The following is a 24121-nucleotide window of genomic DNA, read 5'->3' as shown; positions in this document are numbered from 1 at the left end:
TTGAAAGGATGCAACCATGCTGCTACCCGATTCCAAGACCGAGCTCGTCCGCCGTGGCAACAAGGTCGTTTACGACCTGGGCGACAAGATCGTCAAGGTCTTTAACGAGACCAAGCCCGTCTCCGACGTGTTCAACGAGGCTTTGAATCTTGCCCGCATCAATGAGTGCGGCATCCGCAGCCCCAAGGCTCTCGAGGTTTCCCAGCTCGAGAACGCCAACGGCTGGGCGCTCGTGACCGAGAAGGTTCCGGGCACTACCCTTGCCGAGAAGATGACTGCCGAGCCCCAGCGCTTTGGTGAGTACCTCGAGATGTTCGTCGACCTCCAGATCGAGATCCACGGCTACACCTCCCCGCTGCTTAACCGTCAGCGCGACAAGTTCGCCCGCATGATCGACAGCCTTGATCAGCTCAATGCCACCACGCGCTACAACCTTCAGGAGCGTCTGGACGGCATGACCAAGGAGTTCAAGGTCTGCCACGGCGACTTCAACCCCTCCAACGTCATCGTCGGCGACGACGGCCAGCTCTATGTGTGCGACTGGGCACACGCTACCCAGGGCTCCCCTGCTGCCGACGTTGCCACCACCTACCTGCTCTTTGCCCTCAACAGCAAGGACCAGGCCGAGGCCTACCTGGAGCTCTACTGCGACCGCGCCGACATGCCCATGCAGGTCGTGCGTCAGTGGACGAGCATCGTCGCCGCTTCCGAGCTCGCTCGTAAGCGCAACGTGAACGATGAGTTCCTGAAGAACTGGATCGACGTCGTCGATTATCAGTAATATCTGAGCGATTTATTTCGCATCGGAGGCACAAAGAAAACCCCGCAGCTCATATGGGCTGTGGGGTTTTTCTTTTAGCGATTGAGCACGACGGCAAGATAAAAGGGCGGCCTCGCATCTCCCCAATCTGGAGAAATGCGAGGCCGTCCCGCATATCGAACTACAAGCGAAATCGTAGATTAACGGCGTGCTGCCTTCACCAGCTCGGCAACCTTGGCGACGACCTCGTCAATCGCCACGTCCTCACGCTCGCCGGTAGCACGGTCCTTGAGCTCCACCGTGCCATTCTTGAGGCCGCGCTTGCCCAGAACGACCTGATACGGGAAGCCCATAAGGTCGTTGTCGGCAAACTTAAAGCCGGGACGCTCGTCACGGTCATCGACGACAACCTCGATACCCTCGGCGCACAGACCCTCGACGATTTGGTCGCAGACGGTAGCGCACTCCTCCTTCTTGGGGTCGAGCGGAATCACCGCGACCTCGTACGGGGCAACGGAGACCGGCCATACGATACCGTGCTCGTCGTTGTGCTGCTCCACGACCGCAGCAAGCGAGCGGGACACACCAACGCCGTAGCAGCCCATGATGAGCGGCTTCTCCTTGCCATCCTCGTCCATAAAGGTGGCGCCCATGGCCTCGGAATACTTAGTGCCCAGCTGGAAGACCTGAGAGACCTCGATACCGCGGGCAGCGGAGAGCGGCTTACCGCAGTGCGGGCAGGGATCGCCGGCAACGACGGTCACCAGGTCGGCCCACTCGTCGACGGTAAAGTCGCGCTCGGGGCAGGCGCCGGTAAAGTGATAATCGACCTCGTTGGCACCGCAGGCCCACTGCTTGGACTCACGCAGGCTCTCATCGCAGACCAGGCGAATACCCTCGGCTAGGTTAACCGGTCCGATAAAGCCCTTATGCAGACCGTAGGTCTGGAGCTCCTCATCGGTCATCATGCGATAGCCCTTGCCAAAGACGTGCTCAGCCTTGCAGTCGTTGAGCTCGTGATCGCCCGGAACGATAGCCACAACCGGCTTACCCTCGGCGTCAATGAGAGCCAGGGACTTGCGCGTGCCGTTCTCGGGGAACCCAAAGAACTTGGCAACAGCCTCGATGGTGCCCATGCCCGGAGTCTTGACCTTGGTGAGTGTGCCGTCGCCGGGGCCCTCGGTCACAACGACCTTGGTGCTTGCAGCCTCGTCATCGGCAGCAAAGCCGCAATCGTCGCAGTAGACCAGCGAAGCCTCGCCGGCGTCGGCCAGCGCCATGTACTCGACGGAGGTATCGCCGCCGATCTCACCGGAGTCGGCGACAACGGGCAGGGCCTTGATGTAGCAGCGCTCGCAGATGTTGGCGTAGGCCTGCTTCATCTTGTCGTACTCCTCCTGCAGGCTCTCCTGCGTGGCAGAGAAGCTGTAGGCGTCCTTCATGATGAACTCGCGACCGCGCATCAGGCCAAAGCGGGGACGGAACTCGTCGCGAAATTTATCCTGGATGTGATAGAGATTCACCGGCAGCTGCTTGTAGGAACGCAGCTCGTTGCGCACCAGGGCAGTCACGGTCTCCTCGTGCGTGGGACCGAGCACGAACTCGCGTCCGTGGCGGTCATCAAAGCGCACGAGCTCCTTGCCATAGGCATCGATACGGCCGGACTCACGCCACAGCTCGGCATCGACCATGATGGGCATCATGAGCTCCTGGGCGCCGGCAGCGTCCATCTCGTCGCGCACGATGTTCTCGATCTTGCGAATCGAGCGCCAAGCAAGCGGCAGATAGGAATAGAGACCGGCGGCCTCCTTGCGAATCATGCCGGCACGAAGCAGCAGGCGATGGCTCGCAAGCTCGGCGTCGGCCGGATCCTCTTTGAGCGTCGGAGCATACAGCTTAGACATATACATTGCTCGAGTCATTTATTTCTCCTCAATAAGCTTGTCGACCTCGGCCATAAGCGCGTCGACAATTTGGTCCTCAGCTACTTTACCAATGATTTGGCCGTGCGAAAAGAGCAGGCCCTGACCTCGTCCGCAGGCAACGCCCAAGTCGGCGTCAGAAGCCTCGCCTGGGCCATTGACCGCACAGCCCATCACGGCAATCGAAAGCGGTGCGGAGTAGTTCTTAAGCCGCTCAGTGACCTCCTCGGCGATAGGAATGAGGTTGACCTGGCAGCGAGCGCACGTGGGGCACGATACGATCTCGGGGCCACGGCGGCGAAGACCCAGCGACTGCAGGATACCCCAGGCGACCGGCGGCTCCTCGACCGGATCGGCCGTGAGCGAGACGCGCATGGTGTCGCCAATGCCCTCGGAAAGCAAAATTCCCAGGCCCACAGAGCTCTTAATGGTGCCCTGGAGCTTGGTTCCGGCCTCAGTCACGCCCAAATGAAGCGGAACATGGGGGATTTCGCGCGACAGGGCACGATAGGTGTCAAGCGTCGTGGACACGCTATGAGCCTTGGCGGAAAGCACAATGTTCGTAAAACCACGGTCCTCAAAGTGCTTGACGAAGCGCTCGCTCGACATCACGAGCTTTTCGGGCTGCGTGAGGTCATCGCGCTCGGCGATATCCTGCTCAAGCGAACCGGCATTGACGCCGATACGAATCGCACAGCCCGCAGCACCCGCAGCATCAATCACCGCGTCGACCTTAGCCCAATCGCCGATATTGCCGGGATTGATGCGAAGCTTGGCGGCACCAGCCTCGACGGCGCCGATGGCGAGCTTATGCTTAAAGTGAATATCGGCGACGATCGGCACCGGAGACTCGGCACAGATGGTGCGGAAACCCTCAATCGCGGCCTCGGTGGGCACGCTCACACGCACGATATCGCAGCCAGCCTGCGCCAACGCGCACACTTGCGCAAGCGTTGCCTGGGCGTCAGCGGTATCGGTGCAGGTCATGGATTGGACCACCACCGGCGCGCCGCCACCGATCTGAACACCGCCCACATGCACGGGGCGCGTCAACTCGCGAGGCAAAGGATGGGATAAAGACAATCCAAACACTCCCCTACAGGATAAATCGAAGGACGTCGGAACGAAGCATATAGACAAACAGCAGCGCAAAGAGCGCGATGCCCACATAGCTCACAATCGTCTGGACCTTGAGCGGAAGCTCGCGGCCAGCAATCTTTTGAATGATCTCAATGACCAGCTTGCCGCCATCGAGTGGTGGGATGGGCAGCAGGTTCATAAAGCCAAGCGAGAACGAAATGAGGGCGGCAAACGAAAGGAACGTGGCAGGGCCGGCAGCAGCAGCCTGTGAGGACATAACGCTAATACCCACGATCGAAGAAGACTGATCGAGAATCTCCATCGTATGCTGCGGCTGGAGCAGGCGCATCACGCCCTCCGCTGTCTGCACGACATAGGAGAACGACAGGCGAGCCGACGTGATGGGGTCTAAACGGACCACCTGTGTAGAGGCATACACACCTAGGCGCTCGTCCTCTTTGAGCGCAACCGCGGTCGAATGCTGCTTGCCGTCACGCTCGTACTCGATGGCGATATCGTCCTTACCGGCAGCCTTGCCGATGGCATCGTAAACGTCCATCCAAGAAGAGCACGATACTCCGTCAACCGAAAGGATCACGTCGCCGCCCTCGATACCCGCCTTGGCGGCAATAGACCCCTCGTCAACCTGACCGATCACGTTGGTATCCATCGGCACGGTGACACCCGCAATGGAATAGATACTCATAAGCAGCAAAAAGCCCGTCAGGATATTGACGAGAATGCCCGCGAGCAGCATAAAGGCGCGCTTGAGAAAACCCTGGCCCAAATAGGTATGCGAACGCTCTTGCGCAAGGAACTCGGCTTCGCCGCACGGCAGCTCCCACACATCGCCCTCGATAGTCGCATGCTCTCGATCGAAACGGCGGCCGTCAAAGGTGGTGTAACCCGCCGCATCTCGCGGCAGCGTCTGATACTTGGTGGGATAGTAGCTCGGCGAGGGCTTCTCCCCTTCCTCATACCAGGGTGCGATGGAACCCCAGCCCAGCAACAGGGCGCATGCCTCGAGCACATCCTCCTCGGAAAGCTCAAGCTCGACAGCAAGGTCGGCCACGGTCACGCGACCATGACGATAGATAGCCGCGAGCACGCGGTCGGCACACGAGACGTCGGTCGGATCCATACCGCAAATGGCAGCGTAGCCACCCAGCAGCAGCGGGGTCACGCCAAACTTGGTTCCAATGCGACGCGACGTGTAATGGATGTCAAAGCGGCACGGCAGGCCCAAAAAGAACTCGGTCACACGGACGCCGCAGGCACGCGCCGCCAAAAAGTGGCCGCCCTCGTGCAAAAACACGAGGACGGAAAGCATCAGCAGGCCCCAAAAGACCGATGAGAGAACGCTCAGAACAGTATCCATAAAACGAAAAAGCAATCCTTATGGTTAGGAACGAGTTGCGGCGAGCACCTGCGCAGCTTTTTCACGCGCCCACGCATCGATGTCGCGAAGCTGCTCAAACGAATCGACCGCCTGCATATCGTGAGCATCCATGCAGGATTCCACAATGCAATCGATATCGGTAAAGCTGCAGCCATCGTGCAGGAAGGCATCGACGGCGACCTCGTTGGCGGCATTGAGCACGCACGGCATGGTGCCACCTGTCTTGCCGGCACGTTCGGCCAGTGCCAGACAGCGGAAGGTATCCATGTCGGCAGCATCAAACGTGAGCTGCCCCAGATCGCGGAAATCGATACGAGGCGCCGGGGTATCCCAACGCTCGGGATACGAGAACGCGAACTGGATGGGAATACGCATGTCGGAAGCACCGAGATGCGCCATCACGGAGCCGTCGGCAAACTCGACCATAGAGTGAATCTTGGACTGACGCTGCACGACCACGTTAATAAAATCGAGGTCGCAGTTAAACAGATGCATGGCCTCAATGCGCTCTAGGCCCTTGTTCATGAGGGTGGCGGAGTCGATGGTGATCTTGGCACCCATGGCCCACGTGGGATGTGCGAGGGCATCGGCACGCGTCACGCAATTGAGCTCGTCGCGCGTACGGCCAAAGAACGGACCGCCCGAGCAAGTAAGCCAGATGCAGTGGGCCTCGCGCGGATTCTCCCCCAGATAGCACTGGTAGATGGCGGAGTGCTCGGAGTCGACCGGAATTAGCTGACCCGGTTGCGCCAACGGCATCAGCAGGTCACCGCCGACAACGAGAGACTCCTTGTTGGCAAGTGCGAGACGCTTGTTCGAGGTCAGGGCCGCATGGCTCGCTTCGAGCCCGGCAGCGCCCACAATGGCAACAAGGACACAGTCGACGTCATCGCGACGCGCGAGCTCACAAACCGCCTGCGCACCAACACCGAGCTCGGTGCCCTCGGGCAGCTCCTGCAGTACAGCGTCCGCACCGTGGGTGGTGTCGGCCACGGCAACGGCCGGGACCGAAAACTCGCGGGCGGCGGCAACGAGCTCCGAAGTGCTGGAGTTAACGGACAACGCCGTCACCTGCAGTCGATCGGCATGCTGACGGCATACATCGAGTGCCTGCGTGCCGATAGAGCCCGTACAGCCCAGAATGGCAACGCGAAGACGCCCATCGGGGCCGTACGTCGTCTGAAAGGCCATTACAGCACGCCTCCGATCATCAAAAGCAGCTGCGCGGTAATGCAGCCAAAGATAAGCGAGTCGCTACGGTCGAGCATGCCGCCATGGCCCGGGATAAGGTTGCCGGAATCCTTGACGCCCACGCCACGCTTGATGCGTGACTCAATAAGGTCGCCGATAACGCCCAGGATGGACACAACCACGCCGCACAGCAGTGCGTAGGGCAAGCTCAGCTTATAAAAATGCGTCGCCCACAAAATGAGCCAGATAAGAACCGAGCCCAAGATGCCGCCGACAAAGCCCTCCCAGCTCTTTTTGGGAGAAATCTTAGGGACCATCTTGTGCTTGCCGATACGGCTACCCACGATGTAGGCAAACGAATCGGAGACCCAAAGGGACGCGCAAACGCCCACCGAAAGCAGGGCGCCGGCAAAACCGGGCACGGCATCGCGCAGCAGCACGATAGCCGACAGCATAAAGCCAGTGTAGATGGGACCCATGAGCGTCACGGCCACATCAGAGATGCGGGTACGCGGCGACCAAACATACCAAATTCCCACAGCGAGCATCAGGGCAAAAAGCAGGGCATTCAGCAACATCGAATCGCCCAACGCCGACAGCGGAAAGAGTACGGCGGCAGCGATACCCATGCGCTCGTTAGCCATCTTGCCATCGAGCCTCGTCATACGGAAAAACTCATAGCAGCACAGACCGCTCATGACAGAAACAAAGATGGCCGTGGGCACAATACCCAAAACCAGGCACAGGATAAAGACAACGGCATAGACGATACCGGCGGCGGCACGGGTGATAAAGCCGGCAAGCCACGAACCGGTGCCATTCTTCGCTGCGGGCGCTCCTGCAGCGACAGCCTTGCGCTCAGATGTCTTGGGAGCAATTGCCTTGGGACGATCGGACACGATTAAGCCTCCTCGGTCTTGCTCAGACCACCAAACCTACGGTCACGGCCCTGATAGGCCAAAATGGCGTCGACAAGGCCCCAACGATCAAAGTCGGGCCAATAGGTATCGGTGACGTAGAATTCGGAATAAGCCACCTGCCACAGCAGATAGTTCGAAAGGCGCAGCTCACCAGAAGTGCGAATCACAAGCTCAGGATCGGGAAGGCCAGCGGTATAGAGGTGGGAAGCCACCATGTCGTCATCAATTGCGCCAGGATCGATCTTACCGGCGGCAGCGTCGAGTGCGATCTGACGGACAGCGCGGGTAATCTCGGCACGCGCGCCGTAGTTGACGGCAAGCGCCAGCGTCATGCCGGTGTGATTGGCGCACTCAGCAAGACCTCGCTCAAAGACATCGCGGGTCTTCTTAGGCAGTGCGGAAATATCGCCCAAAAAGACAACGCGAACGTTTTCGCGCTTAAGCAGCGGCAACTCATCGATAAACGTCTTGGCAAACAAATGCATCAAAACGTTGACCTCGTGCTGCGGACGATTCCAGTTTTCGGTGGAAAACGCATAGGCCGAAAGGACGTCGACACCCAAGCGCACGCATGCGGTAATGATCTCGCGCAGGGAGACGATACCCGCCTTGTGGCCCTCGGTGCGTGCAAGACCGCGCGACGTGGCCCAACGACCGTTACCGTCCATGATGCACGAGATATGGTGCGGAATGTTATTGAGGTCAAGGTCGGAAAAACCGACGCCCGCAGGGGCGTCGGCAAAGTACTCGACCAGTTTATGCTCGTCGTATTGCACCTTAGATCTCCATGACCTCGGCTTCTTTTTCCTTCAGAAGCTCCTCGACCTTGGCGACATACTCATCAGTGTGCTTCTGGACCTTGGCCTGCTCGCGACGGACATCGTCCTCGGTGAGCTCCTCATCGCGCTCGAGCTTGTTGTTGAAGTCGCGACGGATGTTACGGATAGACACCTTGGCCTGCTCGGCGTACTCGCGGCACTCCTTGACGAGCTCGCGACGGCGCTCCTCAGTGGGAGCCGGGAACGGAAGACGAACGACGGTGCCATCGGAGTTGGGGGTAATACCCAGATCGGAAGCGCCGATGGCCTTGACGATAGCATTGATGAGTGCCTTGTCCCACGGCTCGATGAGCAGCATGTGGGCCTCGGGGGTCTTGACGGCGGCAACCTGCGTGACCGGCGTGGGAACCCCGTAATAATCGACGGTGATGTCGGACAGAATGTTGGCATTGGCGCGGCCGGTACGGACCTTGGAGAAGTTATGCTTGAGGGACTCGAGCGACTTGTCCATATGGGCGGTGATGTTCTCTGCCATGCTTAATCCTCCTGATAGACGAGCGTGCCGACGGGCTCACCCGCGAGCGCGCGCTTGACGGTGTCCTCGCCATCGATGTTGAGGACCAAAATCGGCATACGGTTATCCTGGCACAGTGCCGTAGCCGTGGAATCCATAACCTGCAGGCCGCGGACGAGCACCTCGTGATAGGTAATCTTGTCAAAACGGACGGCATCGGCGCACTTGACGGGATCCTTGTCGTAGATGCCGTCAACCTTGGTGGCTTTAATCAGAATCTCGGCGCCGATCTCGCACGCACGAAGAGCCGCGGCGGTGTCGGTCGTAAAGTACGGATTGCCCGAACCGGCAGCGAAGATGACGACGTTGCCCTTGGAAAGGTGGTTGATGGCGCGACGGCGAATATAGGGCTCGCAGATCTCGTTCATCTGGATAGCGCTCATCACGCGGCAGGGAACATCGTTATGCTCGAAGGCATCCTGCAGGGCGAGCGCGTTCATAACGGTTGCCAGCATGCCCATGTAGTCGGCCTGAGCACGCTCCATGCCACCGGCAGCGCCGGCCATGCCGCGGAAAATATTGCCGCCGCCGACAACGACGCCGACCTCATGGCCAACGGCTAGCAGCTCCTTGACCTGCTTGGCAAGATGGTCGGTAACCTTGGGGTCGATGCCATATTGGCCGTCGCCCATCAGTGCTTCGCCGGAAAGCTTAAGAAGCACGCGTTTATATCGGATGTCGGACAAAGCGATCCTCCTTTAATTAGACTCTCAATATGATATCAAAGGCTCTAAGAAGAGCCATGAAAAAGCAGGCTGTGAGTAAAACCCACAGCCTGCTCATTACCAGCTACAAGAGCTTATTTACTCGCCACGGACCAGACGGTCAAAGGCAACGACGGTAATGGTGTCGCCGAGCTCCTTGGAGACCTGCTCAGCGTACTTCTTGATGGTGAGGGAGCTGTCCTTGATGAACTCCTGCTCGGTGAGCACGGACTGCTTGTAGAACTTCTCCAGACGGCCGACAGCCATCTTCTCCTGGATAGCCTCGGGCTTACCGGACTCGGCAGCCTGAGCCATGTAGATCTGCTTCTCGTGCTCGACGGTCTCGGCCGGAACCTGATCGCGGGTAGCGCAGATCGGGGCGACGGCGGCAACCTGAAGGGCAACGTCGTGAGCGAAGGTCTTGAAGGATTCAGCCTGAGCGGTCTCAGCCTTCTCGAAGGCGAACTCGACGAGGACGCCGATCTTACCACCCATGTGGATGTAAGAAGCGAGCGCGCCGTTCTCAGCCTTGCGGGCAGCGAAGCGGGAGATCTTCATGTTCTCGCCCATGATGTGAATCATCTCGGTGAGCTCGGAGGAAACGGTCTCCTCGCCCATCGGCTTCTCGAGCAGAGCGTCGACGTCAGCAGGCTCGGTGGTAGCGACAACCTCAGCGACCTTGGAAGCAAAGCCGGTGAACTTGGCGTTAGAGCCAACGAAGTCGGTCTCGCAGGAGAGCTCGAGCAGAGCGCCGGTCTTGCCATCCTCGGAGACGAACGCGGCGACAGCGCCCTCGTTGGTCTCACGGCCAGCCTTCTTGGCAGCCTTGGCAAGGCCGTTCTTACGCAGAACGTCGACAGCGGCGTCCATGTCGCCGTCAGCCTCGACGAGAGCCTTCTTGCACTCCATCATCGGGGAGTCGGTCATCTCGCGGAGCTGCTTGACCATAGCGGCGGTAATCTGGGCCATTGTGGTTCCTTTCAAAGAGATGAAAAAGAATTAACTAAGACTGATTTACTCGGCCTTGGGCTCAGCGGCCATCTCGGCCTCGGAGACCTGCTCCTTGCCGGAGCCAGCGAGGCAGGCGTCAGCCATGAGCTCGCACATAAGGGTGACAGCGGAGATAGCGTCATCGTTGCAGGGGATGCCGTACTCGACCTCGTCGGGATCGGAGTTGGTGTCGATCAGAGCGACGACGGGGATGTTCAGGCGCTGAGCCTCCTTGATGGCGTTCTCCTCGCGCTTGGTGTCGATGACGAAGAGAGCCTGGGGCAGACCCTTCATGTCGCGGGCGCCACCGAGGTTGGTCTGGAGCTTGGTGAGCTCCTTGCCGAGAACAGCCTGCTCCTTCTTGGGCAGAACAGCCATGCGGCCGTCCTCGACCATGGCCTCGAGCTCCTCCATGCGGTTGATGCGGGAGCGGATGGTGACGAAGTTGGTCAGCATACCGCCGAGCCAACGCTGGTTGATGTAAGGCATGTTGGCGCGCTCAGCAGCGTTCTTGACGGCCTCCTGAGCCTGCTTCTTGGTGCCGACGAACAGCACGTTGCCACCCTTGGCGACGTTCTTGACGAAGGTGTAGGCCTGGTCGGCGTCGAGGATGGTCTGCTTGAGGTCGAGGATGTAGATGCCGTTGCGCTCACCGAAGATGAACGGCTTCATCTTGGGGTTCCAGCGACGGGTCTGGTGACCGAAGTGGCAGCCGGCCTCGAGCAGGGTGCGGATATTAATCTTGGTAGCCATGTTAAACCTCCTGTGGTTTGCCTCCGCGCGGGGTCATCCTCCAAAACCAACCCGGACATGTGCTACCAAAGCCCGGGCACCACGGTATGAAGTAGCCGCGCGTGCGTGATAAAAACATGTTGCCGTGAAGCAACCCGATGAATGATAGCAGGAATGCATCTTCCTGCCAACCCGCAATCAAAACCACACACCTGAGTGCGGCGCGGGACGTCCCAGCCACTATTCGCCGCGGGGATGGGCTTGAGCCACGGCACGTTTGAGCCGATCGGGCGTGAGATGCGTGTAAATCTGCGTTGTAGACAGGCTCGCATGGCCCAGCAGCTCTTGAACCGAGCGCAGGTCCGCACCGCCCTCGAGCAAATCGGTCGCAAAGGTATGGCGCATCGCATGCGGGGCAATGTCGGCCGGAATGCCGGCGAGCGTCGCCAGCGTATGGAACCGCCGCCTGAGCATGGCGGCACTCATGCGATTGCCGCGCGCCGATATAAGCAGCGGATGCGGCCCGGTAGCGGGGTCACGGCGCTTTGCCTGAGCGAGCAACTCCGGCCTCCCCTCCTCAATATAGAGACGCGTCGCCTCGAGTGCGCGACGATACAGAGGGACGATACGCTCCTTGCTCCCCTTGCCCCAAAGTCGCAGCGTTCGCTCGGACCAACCAATAGACTCCACGTTGAGCGCCGCGAGCTCCGAGATTCGCGCGCCGGAGGCATAGAGCAACTCAAGCATCGCCGCATCGCGCAGTCCCGCGGGCGTCGAGGTATCAGGCGTCTTGAGCAGCGCCTCGACCTGCTTGGTCGTAAGGACGCCCGGCAGGTCACGCGGCAGCTTGGGCGATGCGATCGCCGAGACCGCATCGCCCTCGACAATCCCCTCGGCAGCCATCCAGCGATAGAGAGATCGGATAGCCGACAGGTGCGCCGCAAGCGTTCGGGGAGCCACCTGCTCACGCGAAAGCTCAGCAAGATAGCGACGAATGGTGCGCACGTCGACAGCGAAAGCATCAATATCCTCGCGCTCGCACCAGGCAGCAAAGCGCTCTAGCCTCGAGCCATAGGCCGTCACCGTGTTGGGAGAAAGACCCTCGACGCGTGCGATATAGGCGATAAACGAGTCGACGGTGTCGTACAGGTCAAAGGCTATGACCGGTCGCCTCCAAACAAGTCGGAACGCGTGGCCAAGTAGGCATCGAGGGCCTCGAGCGCACGGTCCACATAGGCCTGATATCGGTCGCGCTTGCTGCGGCGCTTACCATCCTCGAGTGGCGGCACCAGGCCAAAGTTGACATGCATAGGCTGATAGCCCACGGTGGCAGGATCGGTCGCATAGCCCACGAGCGCACCTAGGGCGCCCACACGCGGCAACTCGACGCCCGCGGCACCGATAGCCTCGGCATAGGTGTTGAGCGCCGCGAGAAGACCTGTCGCCACGGCTTCCATGTACCCCTCGGTGCCGGTGATCTGACCGGCCAGGCGCACGCCGGTACCGGGCACGGCAAAGGTGCCATCGAGCACGTGCGGAGCGTCGACAAAGGTATTGCGATGCATGACACCGTAGCGGAAGAACTCAGCGTTCTCCAAGCCCGGCACCATATGGAAGACGCGCTTCTGCTCGCCAAAGGTCAAGTTGGTCTGGAAGCCCACCAGGTTATAGGCGGTCTTCTCCTTGTTCTCGGCACGCAGCTGTATCGCCGCCCAGGGGCGACGTCCGGTACGCGGGTCGGTGAGGCCAACGGGCTTCATGGCGCCAAAGCGAATGGCGTCCTTGCCGGTGCGCGCAACTTCCTCGGCAGGCTGGCAGGCCTGGAACAGATCGCCGCCCTCAAAGTCTTTGAGCACCACGCGGTCGGCCGTGGTAAGCGCCTCGATAAAGGCCTCGTACTCCTCCTTATTGAGCGGAGCGTTGAGATAGTCGCCGCTCCCCTGCTCCTCGTAGCGCGACTGCGAGAACAGCACGTCCATATCGAGCGTGGAGGCATCGACGATCGGCGCCGCGGCATCGAAAAACGCAAGGGCGTCGCCGCCGACGAGCTTCATGACCTCTTCGCTCAGCGCCGGTGAACACAGCGGGCCCGCGGCAATGACCACGTGGCCCTCGGGAATCTGCGTGACCTCGCCGTGCACGACCTCGATATTGGGACGAGCGGCAACCTCGGCCTCGACAAGCTCGGAAAACTTGACGCGGTCGACCGCCAAGGCGCCACCGGCGGGAACAGCCGCGCGATGGGCGCAATCGAGCAGGACTGAACCCATGCGCTCAAGCTCGGCCTTCAGCAAACCAGCCGCGGAATCCGGACGGGTCGACTTAAACGAATTGGAGCAGACGAGCTCTGCCAGGTGATCGGTATGGTGGGCCGGGGAGCTCACCTGGGGGCGCATCTCGCACAGCTTTACGGCAAACCCGCGATCTGCCAGCTGGATCGCGCACTCCGAACCCGCCAGACCGCCACCGATAACTGTCACCTGATCGAACTGCATCTGCAAACACCTTTCTAATTGACACGTTTTCCATTGTGACCGAAGGGTGTCTGGGCGTGAAGGGCAAACTTGGAGGGCGCATACCTTCCATCCATCATGCGCTCGATAAGACCCTCGAGTTCAAGCGAACCCAAGAGTTTGAGTACGCCGACAGCATCGAGCGAGACGAGCGCCGCGATGTCGTCGACCTTGAGCGGAGAGGCGATGAGCGCATGCATCACGGTCTGCTGCGTTGGATCCAGGTCGGCAATGCCGGGAGCATCGGGGCGCGAGTAGCGCAGGGTTCCGTAGATGCGTGAGATAGCCATCTCGATAGATTCCTCGTCGACGATGCAGCAGGCACCGTTCGCAATGAGGTAATTCGTGCCACGCGACTCGGGCGATAGGATCGACCCCGGCACGGCAAGAAGTTCGCGCCCCAAATCCATAGCAGCCTCGGCTGTGGAAAACGTCCCAGAAGGCATACCCGCCTCGGATACAAAGAGGGCTTGCGACAGGGCCGCGATTACGCGATTGCGGCGCGGAAAGGCAAACTTGCGCGGACCCATGCCCCACGGAGAGATCGACACGACCGCGCCACCCGTATCAAGCGTGCGCGTAATCAGCCCCGCGCTCGAACGCGGGTAGACCACGTCGGCGCCCGTCCCCAGCACCACAACGTGTTTGCCGCCGGCGTTGACCGCGGCCCAACCCGAGGCCTGGTCACAACCGACCGCACCGCCCGAAACTACCGTCACTCCCGCCTCAACCGCCACCTTCGCCGCAAGCTCTGCCACGGCAAGACCATACGGCGAGGCCTTTCGCGCACCGATGATGGAGAGCGCGGGCGTCGAAAGCGCCTCGGGGTTGCCGCGCACATAGAGCGTCTGAGGTACATCAGAAAGCTCCAAAACGGTCTCGGGATACAACGCGTCACCTGGATGCAGCTCGAAGGTCCCCTCAGCCATCATTGGTCCCTCCTTCCCTGGTACATCGCCGCCTCGAGCACGTGGTCCTGCGTCACCTGCTCGCTCTCGGCGACATCTGCAATCGTGCGCGCAATGCGAACAAGGCGCACGATGCCACGCCCTGTGAGATGCGTGCGCTTCGACAGGCCGAGCACACACTTCTCCGCCGCATCATCGAGCTCAAAGGTCGAAACGACGCCGTCAATGGACCGTGTCTCGTCATCCTCGGCCTCGGCATCCGCATCGTCCATGCGGGATTCGCGCCAAGCGCGAAAGGCGCGACCGCGCACAACGTAGTCACGTAACTCGGCCGACGACATGCCCTCCGCACCCTCGATAATCACTTGAGGGTCGGGACGGGTCACATCGATCATCATGTCGATACGGTCGGCCAAAGGACCGCGCAGTTTAGACCGATAGCGCTCGACCATCGCCGCCGAGCAGCGACACGGCACCTCGCGATCGCCCAAAAAGCCGCAGGGGCAGGGATTGCTCGCAGCCAGCAGCTGAAAGCGCGACGGGAAGGTAAAAGCCCCGTCGACGCGTACGATCCTCACGTAGCCGCGCTCGATGGGCTGACGCAGCGTCTGCAGCACGCCAGTGGGAAACTCGGCAAGCTCGTCCAAAAAGAGCACGCCGCCATGAGCAAGGCTGATCTCACCCGGGTGCACCGGGCGCCCGCCGCCGATAAGGCCTGCGGTCGAAATACTGTGGTGGGGACTGCGGAAGGGGCGGTGCCCCGCCAACAAGCCATCAATGTTCTCACCCAAAACCGAATGGATGCACAGTGCCTCCTGCTGATCCTCAACGGAAAGCTCGGGCAGGATGCCGGTCATACGGCGTGCGAGCATCGTCTTGCCCGAACCAGGCGAGCCGATCATGAGCAAGCCGAGTTCTCCTGCCGCCGCAAGCGCCATGCCGCGTTTAGCGACTTCCTGCCCCAGCACGTCGGCATAGTCGAGCTCGGGCTCAAAGGTCGCCTCGACACCCTCGGAATCCAAGTAGTGCCGTGCGGCATCGCCCATGCCGTGAGCAAGCTGAGACAGATGGTCGATAAAGCCGCAATCCACGCCCGCGAGTGGCACATGCTGGTCGGACCTGCCGGCGATAAAAGACAGCCCCATGTCGCGAGCCAATAGCTGAAACGCCACCTCGCCTTTGACAGGAAGCACCGTGCCGTCCAAGCCGAGCTCGCCGGCGATAAGACAACGATCGAGGTTGTCGCGGGGAATCTGACCATCGGCCGCTAGAACCGCGATGGCGATGGGCAGATCAAAGCCGCTACCGGTCTTGCGAATATCGCCGGGCGCCAGATTGACCGTAATGCCCGAGCGCGGGATCTCAAAGCCGGCCGAGCGCATCGCACAGCGAATACGACCACGTGACTCCATCACCTCCATACTCGGGATGCCGAGCATCTGAATGCCCGGAACGCCGCCGGCAAGCGAGACCTCGACCGTGACGTGAATCGCCTCGACGCCGCGGATGCAGGCCGCGTGAACGGCAAACGTCTCGAACGCCATCACGACACCTGCCAATCGAACGCGTTGTACTGGTGCTCGATCTCGGCAATATGCCCGTCGCGGATGGTGACGCCCACGGCATCGAAGCGAATCGCCTTGAGCGGATAATGCTCCATGAGATAGCAACTTGCGATGCGGCGGTAGCGGCGTTGCTTTTGGGCGTCCACGGCCTCCTCGGGAAAGACCCGCGTGTTGCAATCCAGCGCAACGCGTCTGGTCTTGACCTCGGCCATCACCACGACATCGTCGAGCTCATCGAGCAGCACCAGATCGGCCTCGCCCTCGGTGCAACGATAACCCTGCTCCAGCAAGGTGTAGCCGCGCTCGTTAAAGTAGTCGATGGTGATCAGCTCGCCCAGCATGCCCAGCTCGCGGGGACTGAGTCCCTTGATAAACTCGGGCGTCATCGCCCCGCAGTCGAGCTCGCCGTTTTCCCAACGCTCCTTGAGCTGCTGCGTCTTGCTCTTTTTGCTTGCGGCACTCATGGGGTCTCCTTTCTCGCACACTGCATTGCCCCGATGATGAGGGCACCTTTCATGCGGGTAAGTACCGGAAGCAAACCAAAAGCTGACCAAATGCCGACAAAAAACGGGCCGTACGCAGCAATGGTGCTGCATACGGCCAGCTACCAGCAGGTTTATAAAACCCCAGAGGTCCCTGTCTCCACAATTGGCCTAGAAAAGGCGCTCAGTCTGCAGAAAGTTTCCGCAAAAGCTCACGCGATGCAGCGGACAAAGTCCATGTTTGCGAATGGCCTCGATGTGCTCGGGGCTCGCATAGCCCTTCGACTCGGCCAGATGGTACTCGGGGTACTCGGCGTCGTACTCGACCATCATCTCGTCACGCGTGACCTTGGCCATGATGGACGCTGCGGCGATGCAGGCGATCTTGGCATCGCCTTTCACCACATCGCGCTCGTTAGGAACAGCGCCCAAGGGGTTGCCATCCATGAGGACGCAGTCGGGCTCGAGCCCCGTATCGGCCACGGCGCCCGCAACGGCGGTACGGATAGCACGGGCCATGCCCATCTCATCGATATCCTTAGGCGCGATATGGCAAAAACCGATCGCCGTCGCCACCTCGGCAATCTTCACTGAGAGCAACTCGCGGCGCGCCGGCGTGAGCTTTTTGGAATCGTTGATGCCCCAGACGCGCGGCTCCATGGGAAGGCACACGGCACACACCGTCAGGGGACCGGCCACCGATCCGCGACCCACCTCGTCGACACCAACAACCACCCCATCGCCGCCAAACTCATGCATAAGCTCGTACATGTCATTGACGCGCTCGCGCTCGGCAAGTTCCTTAGCATGGCGTTTGAGGGCGCGTTCACAAGCCTTGATCACCTGCTGGCGCGGGTCCTCGCGATAATGCTCCACGAGGGCGGGGATCTCCTCAAACGTTGCGCTCGCTAGCTCTCCGGCAACCTGCGATGCCGAAACCGAGCTCGTCATATTGGCCATACCAGGCCCTCCTTGCATGCAAATCAGATAAAAAGAAGGGCCACCCGAAGGTGACCCTTACGTCCAAACGAGTGGACAGACGCTGCGATCTTCTTAGCGCTTCTCGGGGATGCGAGCAGCCTTGCCCACCTTGTCGCGGAGGTAGTACAGCTTGGCGCGACGGACGCGACCATGACGAACGACCTCGAGCTTGGCGATCTTGGGGCTGTGAAGCGGGAAGGTACGCTCAACACCGACACCGAAGGACATCTTGCGGACGGTGAAGGTCTCGCGGGCACCGGCGCCGGCCATGCGGATGACGTCGCCCTGGAAGACCTGGATGCGCTCGCGGTCGCCTTCCTTAATGCGGTAGTGAACCTTGACGTTGTCGGCGACGCGAACCTGAGGAATGTCCTCGCGGATCTGCTGACGCTCGATTGCGCGGATGTAATCCATGTGCAATTCCTTACTCTTCTAGAGGTGCCGTACCACCATGGCCGGCACGTAGTTGAACAAACGTATTCGAGTATACACGCGCGGGTTTCTGCTGCAAGAACAATTTTTTACGCAGACAAAAAGACAAAACCCGCACATGATAACCGCCCGTCTCACAAATGAGACGGGCGGCATGAGGGGGGCTACACTAGGCGTCTACGCCCAAAACGTTAGGCGGAACGCTTGGCCTCGAGCTTGGCCTGGGCGGCCGCAAGACGTGCGAGGGGTACGCGATAGGGCGAGCAGGACACGTAATCCACGTCGGCCACGTTAAACAGGCCCTTGATGGACTTGGGGTCGCCGCCGTGCTCGCCGCACACGCCAAAGTGCATGTCGGGATTGGTGGCGCGACCCTTCTCGACGGCCATGCGCACCAGCTCGAGTACCGCCGAGTCGATGGTCTCGAAGGGGTTGTTCTTCAAGATCTTCTTGTGCATGTACAGCGGGATGAACTTGGCCTCGGCGTCGTCGCGGGAGAAGCCGAAGGTCGTCTGCGTGAGGTCGTTGGTGCCAAAGCAGAAGAAGTCGGCATGATGGGCGATCTCGTCGGCAACCATGCAGGCACGCGGCAGCTCGAGCATCGTGCCCACGGGAATGTTAAGCTCGACGCCCTCCTCGGCGGATACCTCGGCGATGACACGCTCGATGACCTCGCGCGTCTGGACATGCTCGGCCGTGATGGAAACGAGCGGAACCATGATCTCGGGGCGCGGGTCGACGCCTTCCTTGATGAGGCGGGCAGCAGCCGTGGCGACGGCGCGAACCTGCATGAGCGGCAGATCGCTAAAGACGACGGACAGGCGCACACCGCGCAGGCCGAGCATCGGGTTGGACTCGACCATGCCGTCGATACGACGCAGGCGGGCGCGCAGGGCTGCAAGCTCTTCCTCGCTGGCGCCGGCGGCTTCCTTCTTGGTGATGGCGACCTCGAGCTCGCGAGGATTATCCAGGAACTCATGAAGCGGCGGATCGAGCAGGCGGACGACCACATCGCGACCGGACATGGTCTTGAACATCGCGAGGAAGTCCTCGGTCTGAACCTTGAGCAGGTCGGCCAGGGCCTGCTGCTTCACGGCCTCATCGTCAGACAGGATAAAGCTCTGGATGATGTTCTTACGGTCGCCCAGGAACATGTGCTCGGTGCGGCACAGGCCGATGGCCTCGGCGCCAAACTCGAGCGCGAGCGCGGCATCCTCGGGATTGTCGGCGTTGACGCGCACATGGTTGGCATGGCCACAGGTCTCGTCCAGACGAATCTCATCGGCCCAGGACAGGATAGTGTCCAGATCGCCGGTGAGCTCGGCCGAGACCAGATCAACGGCGCCGTCGACGACGATACCCTGGGTACCGTCGATGGAAATGACATCGCCCTCGCGCAGCACGCGGTCGATGCCCTCGATACGCACGACCTTCTCGGCGGCGTCGATGTGGAAGCGCTCAACGCCGCAGACACAGGGCGTACCCATGCCGCGGGCGATAACGGCGGCATGGCTCGTCTTGCCACCGTGGCTGGTCAGGATGCCCTCGGCGGCGACCATGCCCTTCAGGTCGTCGGGGTTGGTCTCCCAACGAACCAGAATGACCTTGTGACCCTCGGCGGAACGCGCGACAGCGTCGTCGCTCGAGAACACGACCTCGCCCACGGCGGCACCGGGGCTGGCATTAAGACCGCTGGCGAGAGCCTCGTACTTCTTGGAGGCGTCGAACTGCGGGTGAAGGAGCTGGTCGAGTTGCGCGGGATCGATGCGGCTCACGGCCTCTTCGCGGGTGATCAGGCCTTCCTCGACCATTTCGATGGCGATGCGCAGGGCGGCGGTGGCGGTGCGCTTGCCCACGCGGGTCTGGAGCATCCAGAGCTTGCCCTGCTCGATGGTAAACTCGATATCACACATATCGCGGTAATGATCCTCGAGCGTCAGGAACACGCGCTCGAGCTCCTCACCTGCGGACTCGAGGCCCGGGGTAGTCTTGAGGTCGGCGATGGGCTCGGTGTTGCGGATACCGGCGACGACGTCCTCGCCCTGGGCATTAACCAAAAAGTCACCGTAGAACTCCTTGGTGCCGTCGGCCGGATTACGCGTAAAGGCGACGCCTGTCGCAGAGGTCTCGCCCTTGTTGCCAAAGGCCATGGCCTGCACGTTGACGGCGGTGCCGAGCTCGTCGGAGATGCCGTGCTGTTTGCGATAGATGCAGGCGCGCTCGTTCATCCAGCTGCCAAAGACGGCCTGGATGGCAAGGCGCAGCTGGAGCTCCGGATCGTGTGGGAAGACGGGCTTGCCATCGGCGACCTCGAGCTCGGGATACAGGGCGGCATCGACGTTCTCGGAGAAGATGCCCTTAAAGGTCTCGACGAGTTCCTGCAGGTCCTCGGCCGAAAGCTCGGAGTCGACGCGAACGCCGGCGACCAGGCGGGCCTGGGTCAGGGCGTTCTCGAACAGGTCGGCATCGACACCCATGACGACGTTTGAGAACATCTGGATAAAGCGGCGGTAGCTATCCCAGGCAAAACGCGGGTTTTGCGTCTGGGCAATGAGACCCTGAACGGAGTCGTCGTTGAGACCCAAGTTGAGGACCGTGTCCATCATACCGGGCATGGAGAACGGAGCGCCCGAGCGAACCGACACGAGCAGCGGATCGGAGGCGTCGCCGAGCTTTTTGCCGCAACGGGCCTCGAGGTCTGCCTCGGCAGCAACGATCTCATCGAGTGCGCCCTCGGGCCACACGTTGCCGGCACCGGAGTACTCGACACAGGTCTGGCAGGTAATGGTAAAGCCACCGGGAACCGGCAGGCCGATACGGCTCATCTCGGCAAGGTTTGCGCCCTTGCCGCCAAGCACGAAGTTCATGGACTTGTCGCCCTCAGTGACACGGGTGCCCTGGGCGTCGGTTCCAAAACGGTAAACCCTCTTGCAATCGCTCACGATACTTCCCCTTCCATGCACTTACGCGCACGACCGTGGTAACGAATCGACCCGCCAGATGCGGGCCGTGAGGGAACTATACGGCGGGTTTTGAGCGGGCTTAAGCAGAGGATGCGCGGTTTGGTAAACGTGCTAAAACTGGCGGTAAACGGTAGATAAAGGTGGTTACCTTATGAAGATACCACTGTAAGAAAGTGCAGGTCAGATGCGATATTTTTGCTAAATCGCTTTATCAAAATGCTGCTACTATTAGGCTCGACGGGCGGCGCGGCGGGCACGGGCTTCTTGGATTTCCTCCAAGTGGCTAATGATCTCGGCAGCGCTTTCCTCGATGGCCTTGCCATCGGTACGCACCACAAAGCAGCCCAGGCGCTTCATGAGGGCACGGGCTTCCTCGAGCTCGCTGCGAACACTCTCAGGCTCGGCATAGGAGCCGGCGACGGCGCGCGCGTAATCATCGCCTAAGCGGCTATCGCGAATTTCAGAAATAACGTCGACGGTTGAAACCAGGCCGAACAGGCGCATCGGGTCGACCTCGTAAATTGACTTCGGCGGCTCCATGCCATGGGCCAAAGGAACATTGGCAACCTTGTAACCTTGATAGGCCAGATACATCGACAGCGGCGTCTTGGACGTACGGGATACGCCCAGCAGCACGATATCGGCACCCGACAGATCGTCGCAGCCGCGCCCGTCATCGTGCTCAACGAAATACTCCATGGCCTCGATACGATGGAAATAGCGGTCATCGGTCTTGTGAATCACGCCCGCGACGCCCTTGGGCGACACGCCAATGAGCGACGACAGCACGGCGAGCGTCGGGCCGATCAGGTCGACCGAGCGAATATGCAGCATGCCCAGGTAATCGAGCACACGAGCACGTAGCGCCGGGTCGACGATGGTATGGAACACGGCGATATCGCGATGGTCGGCATCGACGCGCGGCCCCACAAATGACTTGACCTGCTCCACAGAAGTCACCTTAGGCAGACGCAAAACACAAAAAGCCCCTTCATCAAATTGCCCGGACGCCGCAAGCACCACCTCACAAGCGGTATCACCGAGCGAGTCGGAGATAACGATAACGGTGGAACGAGCGGTGACCGGGCAATCCATGCGGGGCTCCTTTTGCGCTTACGCGCAGGCTGGCTTACTTTTTGCGGGCAAGCTCACCGATGTTGGCAATGCCGGAGAAAACGGCCTCGAAGCGGTTGAGCAGCTTAAGGCGATTATCGCGGAGCTGCTCGTCCTTGTCCATGACCATGACCTCATCGAAGAAACGGTCGATGGGCGCGCGCAGGGCGGCGAGGGCGGCAAATGCGGCCGGGTAGTCCTCGGCAGCAAGGGCGGCATCGACAGCGGTCTGAGCGGCCTCGGAGGCATCGGCAAGCGCGAGCTCGACCTCGCCCATCAGGCTGCGGTCGTACTCCACGCCCAGCTCGGGCTTGGAGATATGCGCAGCGCGAGCATAGGCGGTCGCAAGGTTGTCGAACGTCTCGGCGTCGTTCTTGCGGGCCTCGTCGAGGGCGGCGCAGCGGGCGAAGAAGACGGACGGGGCGATGATGTGCACCGCGGAGACGGCGGCAACGGTATCGGCCGGGATCTTTTCGTCGCGGGCCATGCTCACCAGGCGGCCATGGAAGAAGTCGCGAACCTGCCGGGCGACCTCGGCGGCGTCGAACTCAATGCCCTGCTCACTGTAGAGCTCGAGAGCAAAGTCGATGAGCGACGTGGGGTCGATCGGCAGGCGGTCGCGCAGGATGTTGATGATGCCGATAGCGGCACGACGCAGCGCATAGGGGTCCGAAGAGCCGGTCGGGGGCTCGCCGATGGCAAAGATACCGGCGATGGTATCGAGCTTGTCGGCACAGGCCACGATGCAGCCAGCGGTGCCCTCGGGCAGCTCGTCACCGGCAAAGCGGGGACGATAGTGATCGCGAATGGCGTGGGCGACCTCGTCGTTCTCCCCCATCGCGGTCGCGTAATAACCGCCCATCACGCCCTGCTGGCTCGTGAACTCGACGACGGCGTTGGACACCAGGTCGGCCTTGCACAGGTGCGCGGCACGGCCGGCGTCGGCTGCCAGATGAGCACCCAGGTGTGCCACGCGGGCAATAGCGAGCGCGAGCTGCTCGATGCGCTCGGACTTAGCGAGCACGCTACCGAGCTTCTCCTGGAAGGCAACCTTGGCCAGACGCTCACGGAACTCGTCGAGGGAGATCTTCAGGTCCTCCTCGTAGAAGAACTTTGCGTCGTCCAGACGGGCGCGCACGACGCGCTCGTTGCCGTCGATCACGCGCTCGGCGTTCTCGGGCTTGCTGTTGGAGACGACCACGAACTCACGCGTGAGCTTGCCCTCGCCGTCATAGATCGGGAAGTAGCGCTGGTTGGTGAGCATGGACTCGCAGATAATCTCGTGCGGGACCTTGAGGAACTCCTCATCGAAGGTACCGACGAGCACCGTCGGCCACTCGCAGAGGTTGATAACCTCCTCAAAGACCTTCTTGGGCGTATCGACATGGCAGCCGGGACGGGCAGCCTCGACCTCGGCGATACCGGCAAGGATGGCCTCACGACGACGCTCGGCAGAAAGCACGCCGGCGTCCTCAAGCACCTGCTCGTAGACGGCGGGGCTGGCAACCACATGGTCACCGGGGCCAAGCACGCGATGACCACGCGTGGTGTTGCCGCTCGTCACGTCGGCAAACGACACGGGCACAACATCCTCGCCCAAAAGGCAGCAGATCCAACGGACCGGGCGCACGAACGTCGCATGCTCGTGACCCCAGCGCTGGGAGCGGTAGTTGGGCCACTGCAGGCCGGCGATGGTCTTCTCGCACAGAGCGGTCAGAATCGGCGTAGCCGGTGCGGAGGGAATATTCTTCTCGGCGAACACATACTCACGACCGTCAGTGTCCTCGCGACGGACCAGGTCCTCGGCAGCCACACCGCACTTGCGGGCGAAGCCCTGGGCGGCCTTGGTGGCGTTACCGTCAGCGTCGAAGGCAATGTTGGCCGCGGGGCCACGCTTGACCTCGTGAACCTCGTCGGTCGCGGTGGCGACATCGGCAACGAGTGCAGCCAGGCGGCGCGGGCTCGAGATCACGCGGACCTCGCCGTGGGCCAGACCGGCCTCGTCGAGACCCTTGGCGATCATGGTGCCAAGCTGCTTGACGGCATTGTTCAGCGGTGCAGAGGGCATTTCCTCCGTACCGATCTCAAACAGGAAATCCTTAGCGTCTGCCAT

The 24121-nt window shown here is 61.0% G+C and carries 21 protein-coding genes; 1 reads left to right on the top strand and 20 read right to left on the bottom strand.

What is annotated here, in order from left to right; genetic code table 11:
* The first annotated feature begins 16 nt into the window (after positions 1-16).
* A complete protein-coding gene (locus AAAX72_RS03120) occupies positions 17-781 on the top strand; it encodes an aminoglycoside phosphotransferase family protein (protein WP_006236119.1) in 765 nt (254 codons plus the stop codon).
* Between the two features lie 179 nt (positions 782-960).
* Here the strand turns inward: AAAX72_RS03120 and AAAX72_RS03115 are convergent, their stop codons facing one another.
* The 20 genes from AAAX72_RS03115 to glyS form a co-directional block, all read right to left on the bottom strand.
* Positions 961-2670: a proline--tRNA ligase gene (locus tag AAAX72_RS03115; protein ID WP_349129039.1), complete on the bottom strand. Its 1710-nt coding sequence runs from the start codon at positions 2668-2670 to the stop codon at positions 961-963.
* A gap of 12 nt (positions 2671-2682) precedes the next feature.
* Entirely contained in the window at positions 2683-3765 is a 1083-nt protein-coding gene (gene ispG / locus AAAX72_RS03110) for a flavodoxin-dependent (E)-4-hydroxy-3-methylbut-2-enyl-diphosphate synthase (protein WP_349128984.1), read from the bottom strand.
* Positions 3766-3778: 13 nt separating this feature from the next.
* Entirely contained in the window at positions 3779-5140 is a 1362-nt protein-coding gene (locus AAAX72_RS03105; protein ID WP_349128982.1) for a M50 family metallopeptidase, read from the bottom strand.
* A gap of 24 nt (positions 5141-5164) precedes the next feature.
* Complete coding sequence (gene dxr, locus AAAX72_RS03100; protein WP_271738790.1) at positions 5165-6352, bottom strand: 1-deoxy-D-xylulose-5-phosphate reductoisomerase; 1188 nt, start codon at positions 6350-6352, stop codon at positions 5165-5167.
* Positions 6352-7251 (bottom strand): phosphatidate cytidylyltransferase, encoded by a 900-nt coding sequence (locus AAAX72_RS03095; RefSeq protein WP_271738789.1) that lies wholly within the window; start codon positions 7249-7251, stop codon positions 6352-6354. The genes dxr and AAAX72_RS03095 overlap by 1 nt, the downstream gene beginning before the upstream one ends.
* A gap of 2 nt (positions 7252-7253) precedes the next feature.
* Entirely contained in the window at positions 7254-8048 is a 795-nt protein-coding gene (locus AAAX72_RS03090) for an isoprenyl transferase (RefSeq protein ID WP_055309876.1), read from the bottom strand.
* A gap of 1 nt (position 8049) precedes the next feature.
* Positions 8050-8586 (bottom strand): ribosome recycling factor, encoded by a 537-nt coding sequence (gene frr, locus AAAX72_RS03085; RefSeq protein WP_006236112.1) that lies wholly within the window; start codon positions 8584-8586, stop codon positions 8050-8052.
* Between the two features lie 2 nt (positions 8587-8588).
* On the bottom strand, positions 8589-9311 hold the full coding sequence (pyrH, locus tag AAAX72_RS03080) for a UMP kinase (RefSeq protein ID WP_040359955.1): 723 nt from the start codon (positions 9309-9311) through the stop codon (positions 8589-8591).
* A 117-nt stretch (positions 9312-9428) separates the two neighbouring features.
* Positions 9429-10298, bottom strand: a complete 870-nt coding sequence (gene tsf, locus AAAX72_RS03075) for a translation elongation factor Ts (RefSeq protein WP_022094736.1) — start codon at positions 10296-10298, stop codon at positions 9429-9431.
* Positions 10299-10343: 45 nt separating this feature from the next.
* The gene (gene rpsB / locus AAAX72_RS03070; RefSeq protein WP_006236109.1) at positions 10344-11072 is read right to left on the bottom strand and encodes a 30S ribosomal protein S2; all 729 of its coding nucleotides are present in this window, start codon (positions 11070-11072) and stop codon (positions 10344-10346) included.
* Positions 11073-11291: 219 nt separating this feature from the next.
* Positions 11292-12200, bottom strand: a complete 909-nt coding sequence (locus AAAX72_RS03065; RefSeq protein WP_349129038.1) for a tyrosine recombinase XerC — start codon at positions 12198-12200, stop codon at positions 11292-11294.
* Positions 12201-12208: 8 nt separating this feature from the next.
* Positions 12209-13546, bottom strand: coding sequence for a methylenetetrahydrofolate--tRNA-(uracil(54)-C(5))-methyltransferase (FADH(2)-oxidizing) TrmFO (gene trmFO / locus AAAX72_RS03060; RefSeq protein WP_349128981.1), 1338 nt, complete (start codon positions 13544-13546; stop codon positions 12209-12211).
* Between the two features lie 14 nt (positions 13547-13560).
* On the bottom strand, positions 13561-14493 hold the full coding sequence (locus tag AAAX72_RS03055) for a DNA-processing protein DprA (protein WP_148331238.1): 933 nt from the start codon (positions 14491-14493) through the stop codon (positions 13561-13563).
* Positions 14493-16016 carry a YifB family Mg chelatase-like AAA ATPase gene (locus AAAX72_RS03050; protein WP_035138568.1) on the bottom strand — a complete coding sequence of 508 codons (1524 nt, stop codon included), beginning with the start codon at positions 16014-16016 and terminating at the stop codon, positions 14493-14495. The genes AAAX72_RS03055 and AAAX72_RS03050 overlap by 1 nt, the downstream gene beginning before the upstream one ends.
* On the bottom strand, positions 16016-16501 hold the full coding sequence (locus AAAX72_RS03045) for a YraN family protein (RefSeq protein WP_152068233.1): 486 nt from the start codon (positions 16499-16501) through the stop codon (positions 16016-16018). The genes AAAX72_RS03050 and AAAX72_RS03045 overlap by 1 nt, the downstream gene beginning before the upstream one ends.
* 189 nt (positions 16502-16690) lie before the next feature.
* Complete coding sequence (locus AAAX72_RS03040; RefSeq protein ID WP_152068234.1) at positions 16691-17479, bottom strand: ribonuclease HII; 789 nt, start codon at positions 17477-17479, stop codon at positions 16691-16693.
* Between the two features lie 93 nt (positions 17480-17572).
* Entirely contained in the window at positions 17573-17914 is a 342-nt protein-coding gene (rplS, locus tag AAAX72_RS03035; protein WP_006236098.1) for a 50S ribosomal protein L19, read from the bottom strand.
* Positions 17915-18123: 209 nt separating this feature from the next.
* Positions 18124-20874: a pyruvate, phosphate dikinase gene (ppdK, locus tag AAAX72_RS03030; RefSeq protein ID WP_349128979.1), complete on the bottom strand. Its 2751-nt coding sequence runs from the start codon at positions 20872-20874 to the stop codon at positions 18124-18126.
* A gap of 249 nt (positions 20875-21123) precedes the next feature.
* A complete protein-coding gene (locus AAAX72_RS03025; RefSeq protein WP_349128978.1) occupies positions 21124-21990 on the bottom strand; it encodes a pyruvate, water dikinase regulatory protein in 867 nt (288 codons plus the stop codon).
* Positions 21991-22024: 34 nt separating this feature from the next.
* The gene (gene glyS / locus AAAX72_RS03020) at positions 22025-24121 is read right to left on the bottom strand and encodes a glycine--tRNA ligase subunit beta (RefSeq protein ID WP_349128976.1); all 2097 of its coding nucleotides are present in this window, start codon (positions 24119-24121) and stop codon (positions 22025-22027) included.

This window comes from Collinsella sp. CLA-ER-H8 (assembly GCF_040092335.1).
Lineage (GTDB): Bacteria > Actinomycetota > Coriobacteriia > Coriobacteriales > Coriobacteriaceae > Collinsella.
Note: the sequence above shows the minus strand (reverse complement) of the source record. Positions and strands in the feature narration are given on the sequence as shown.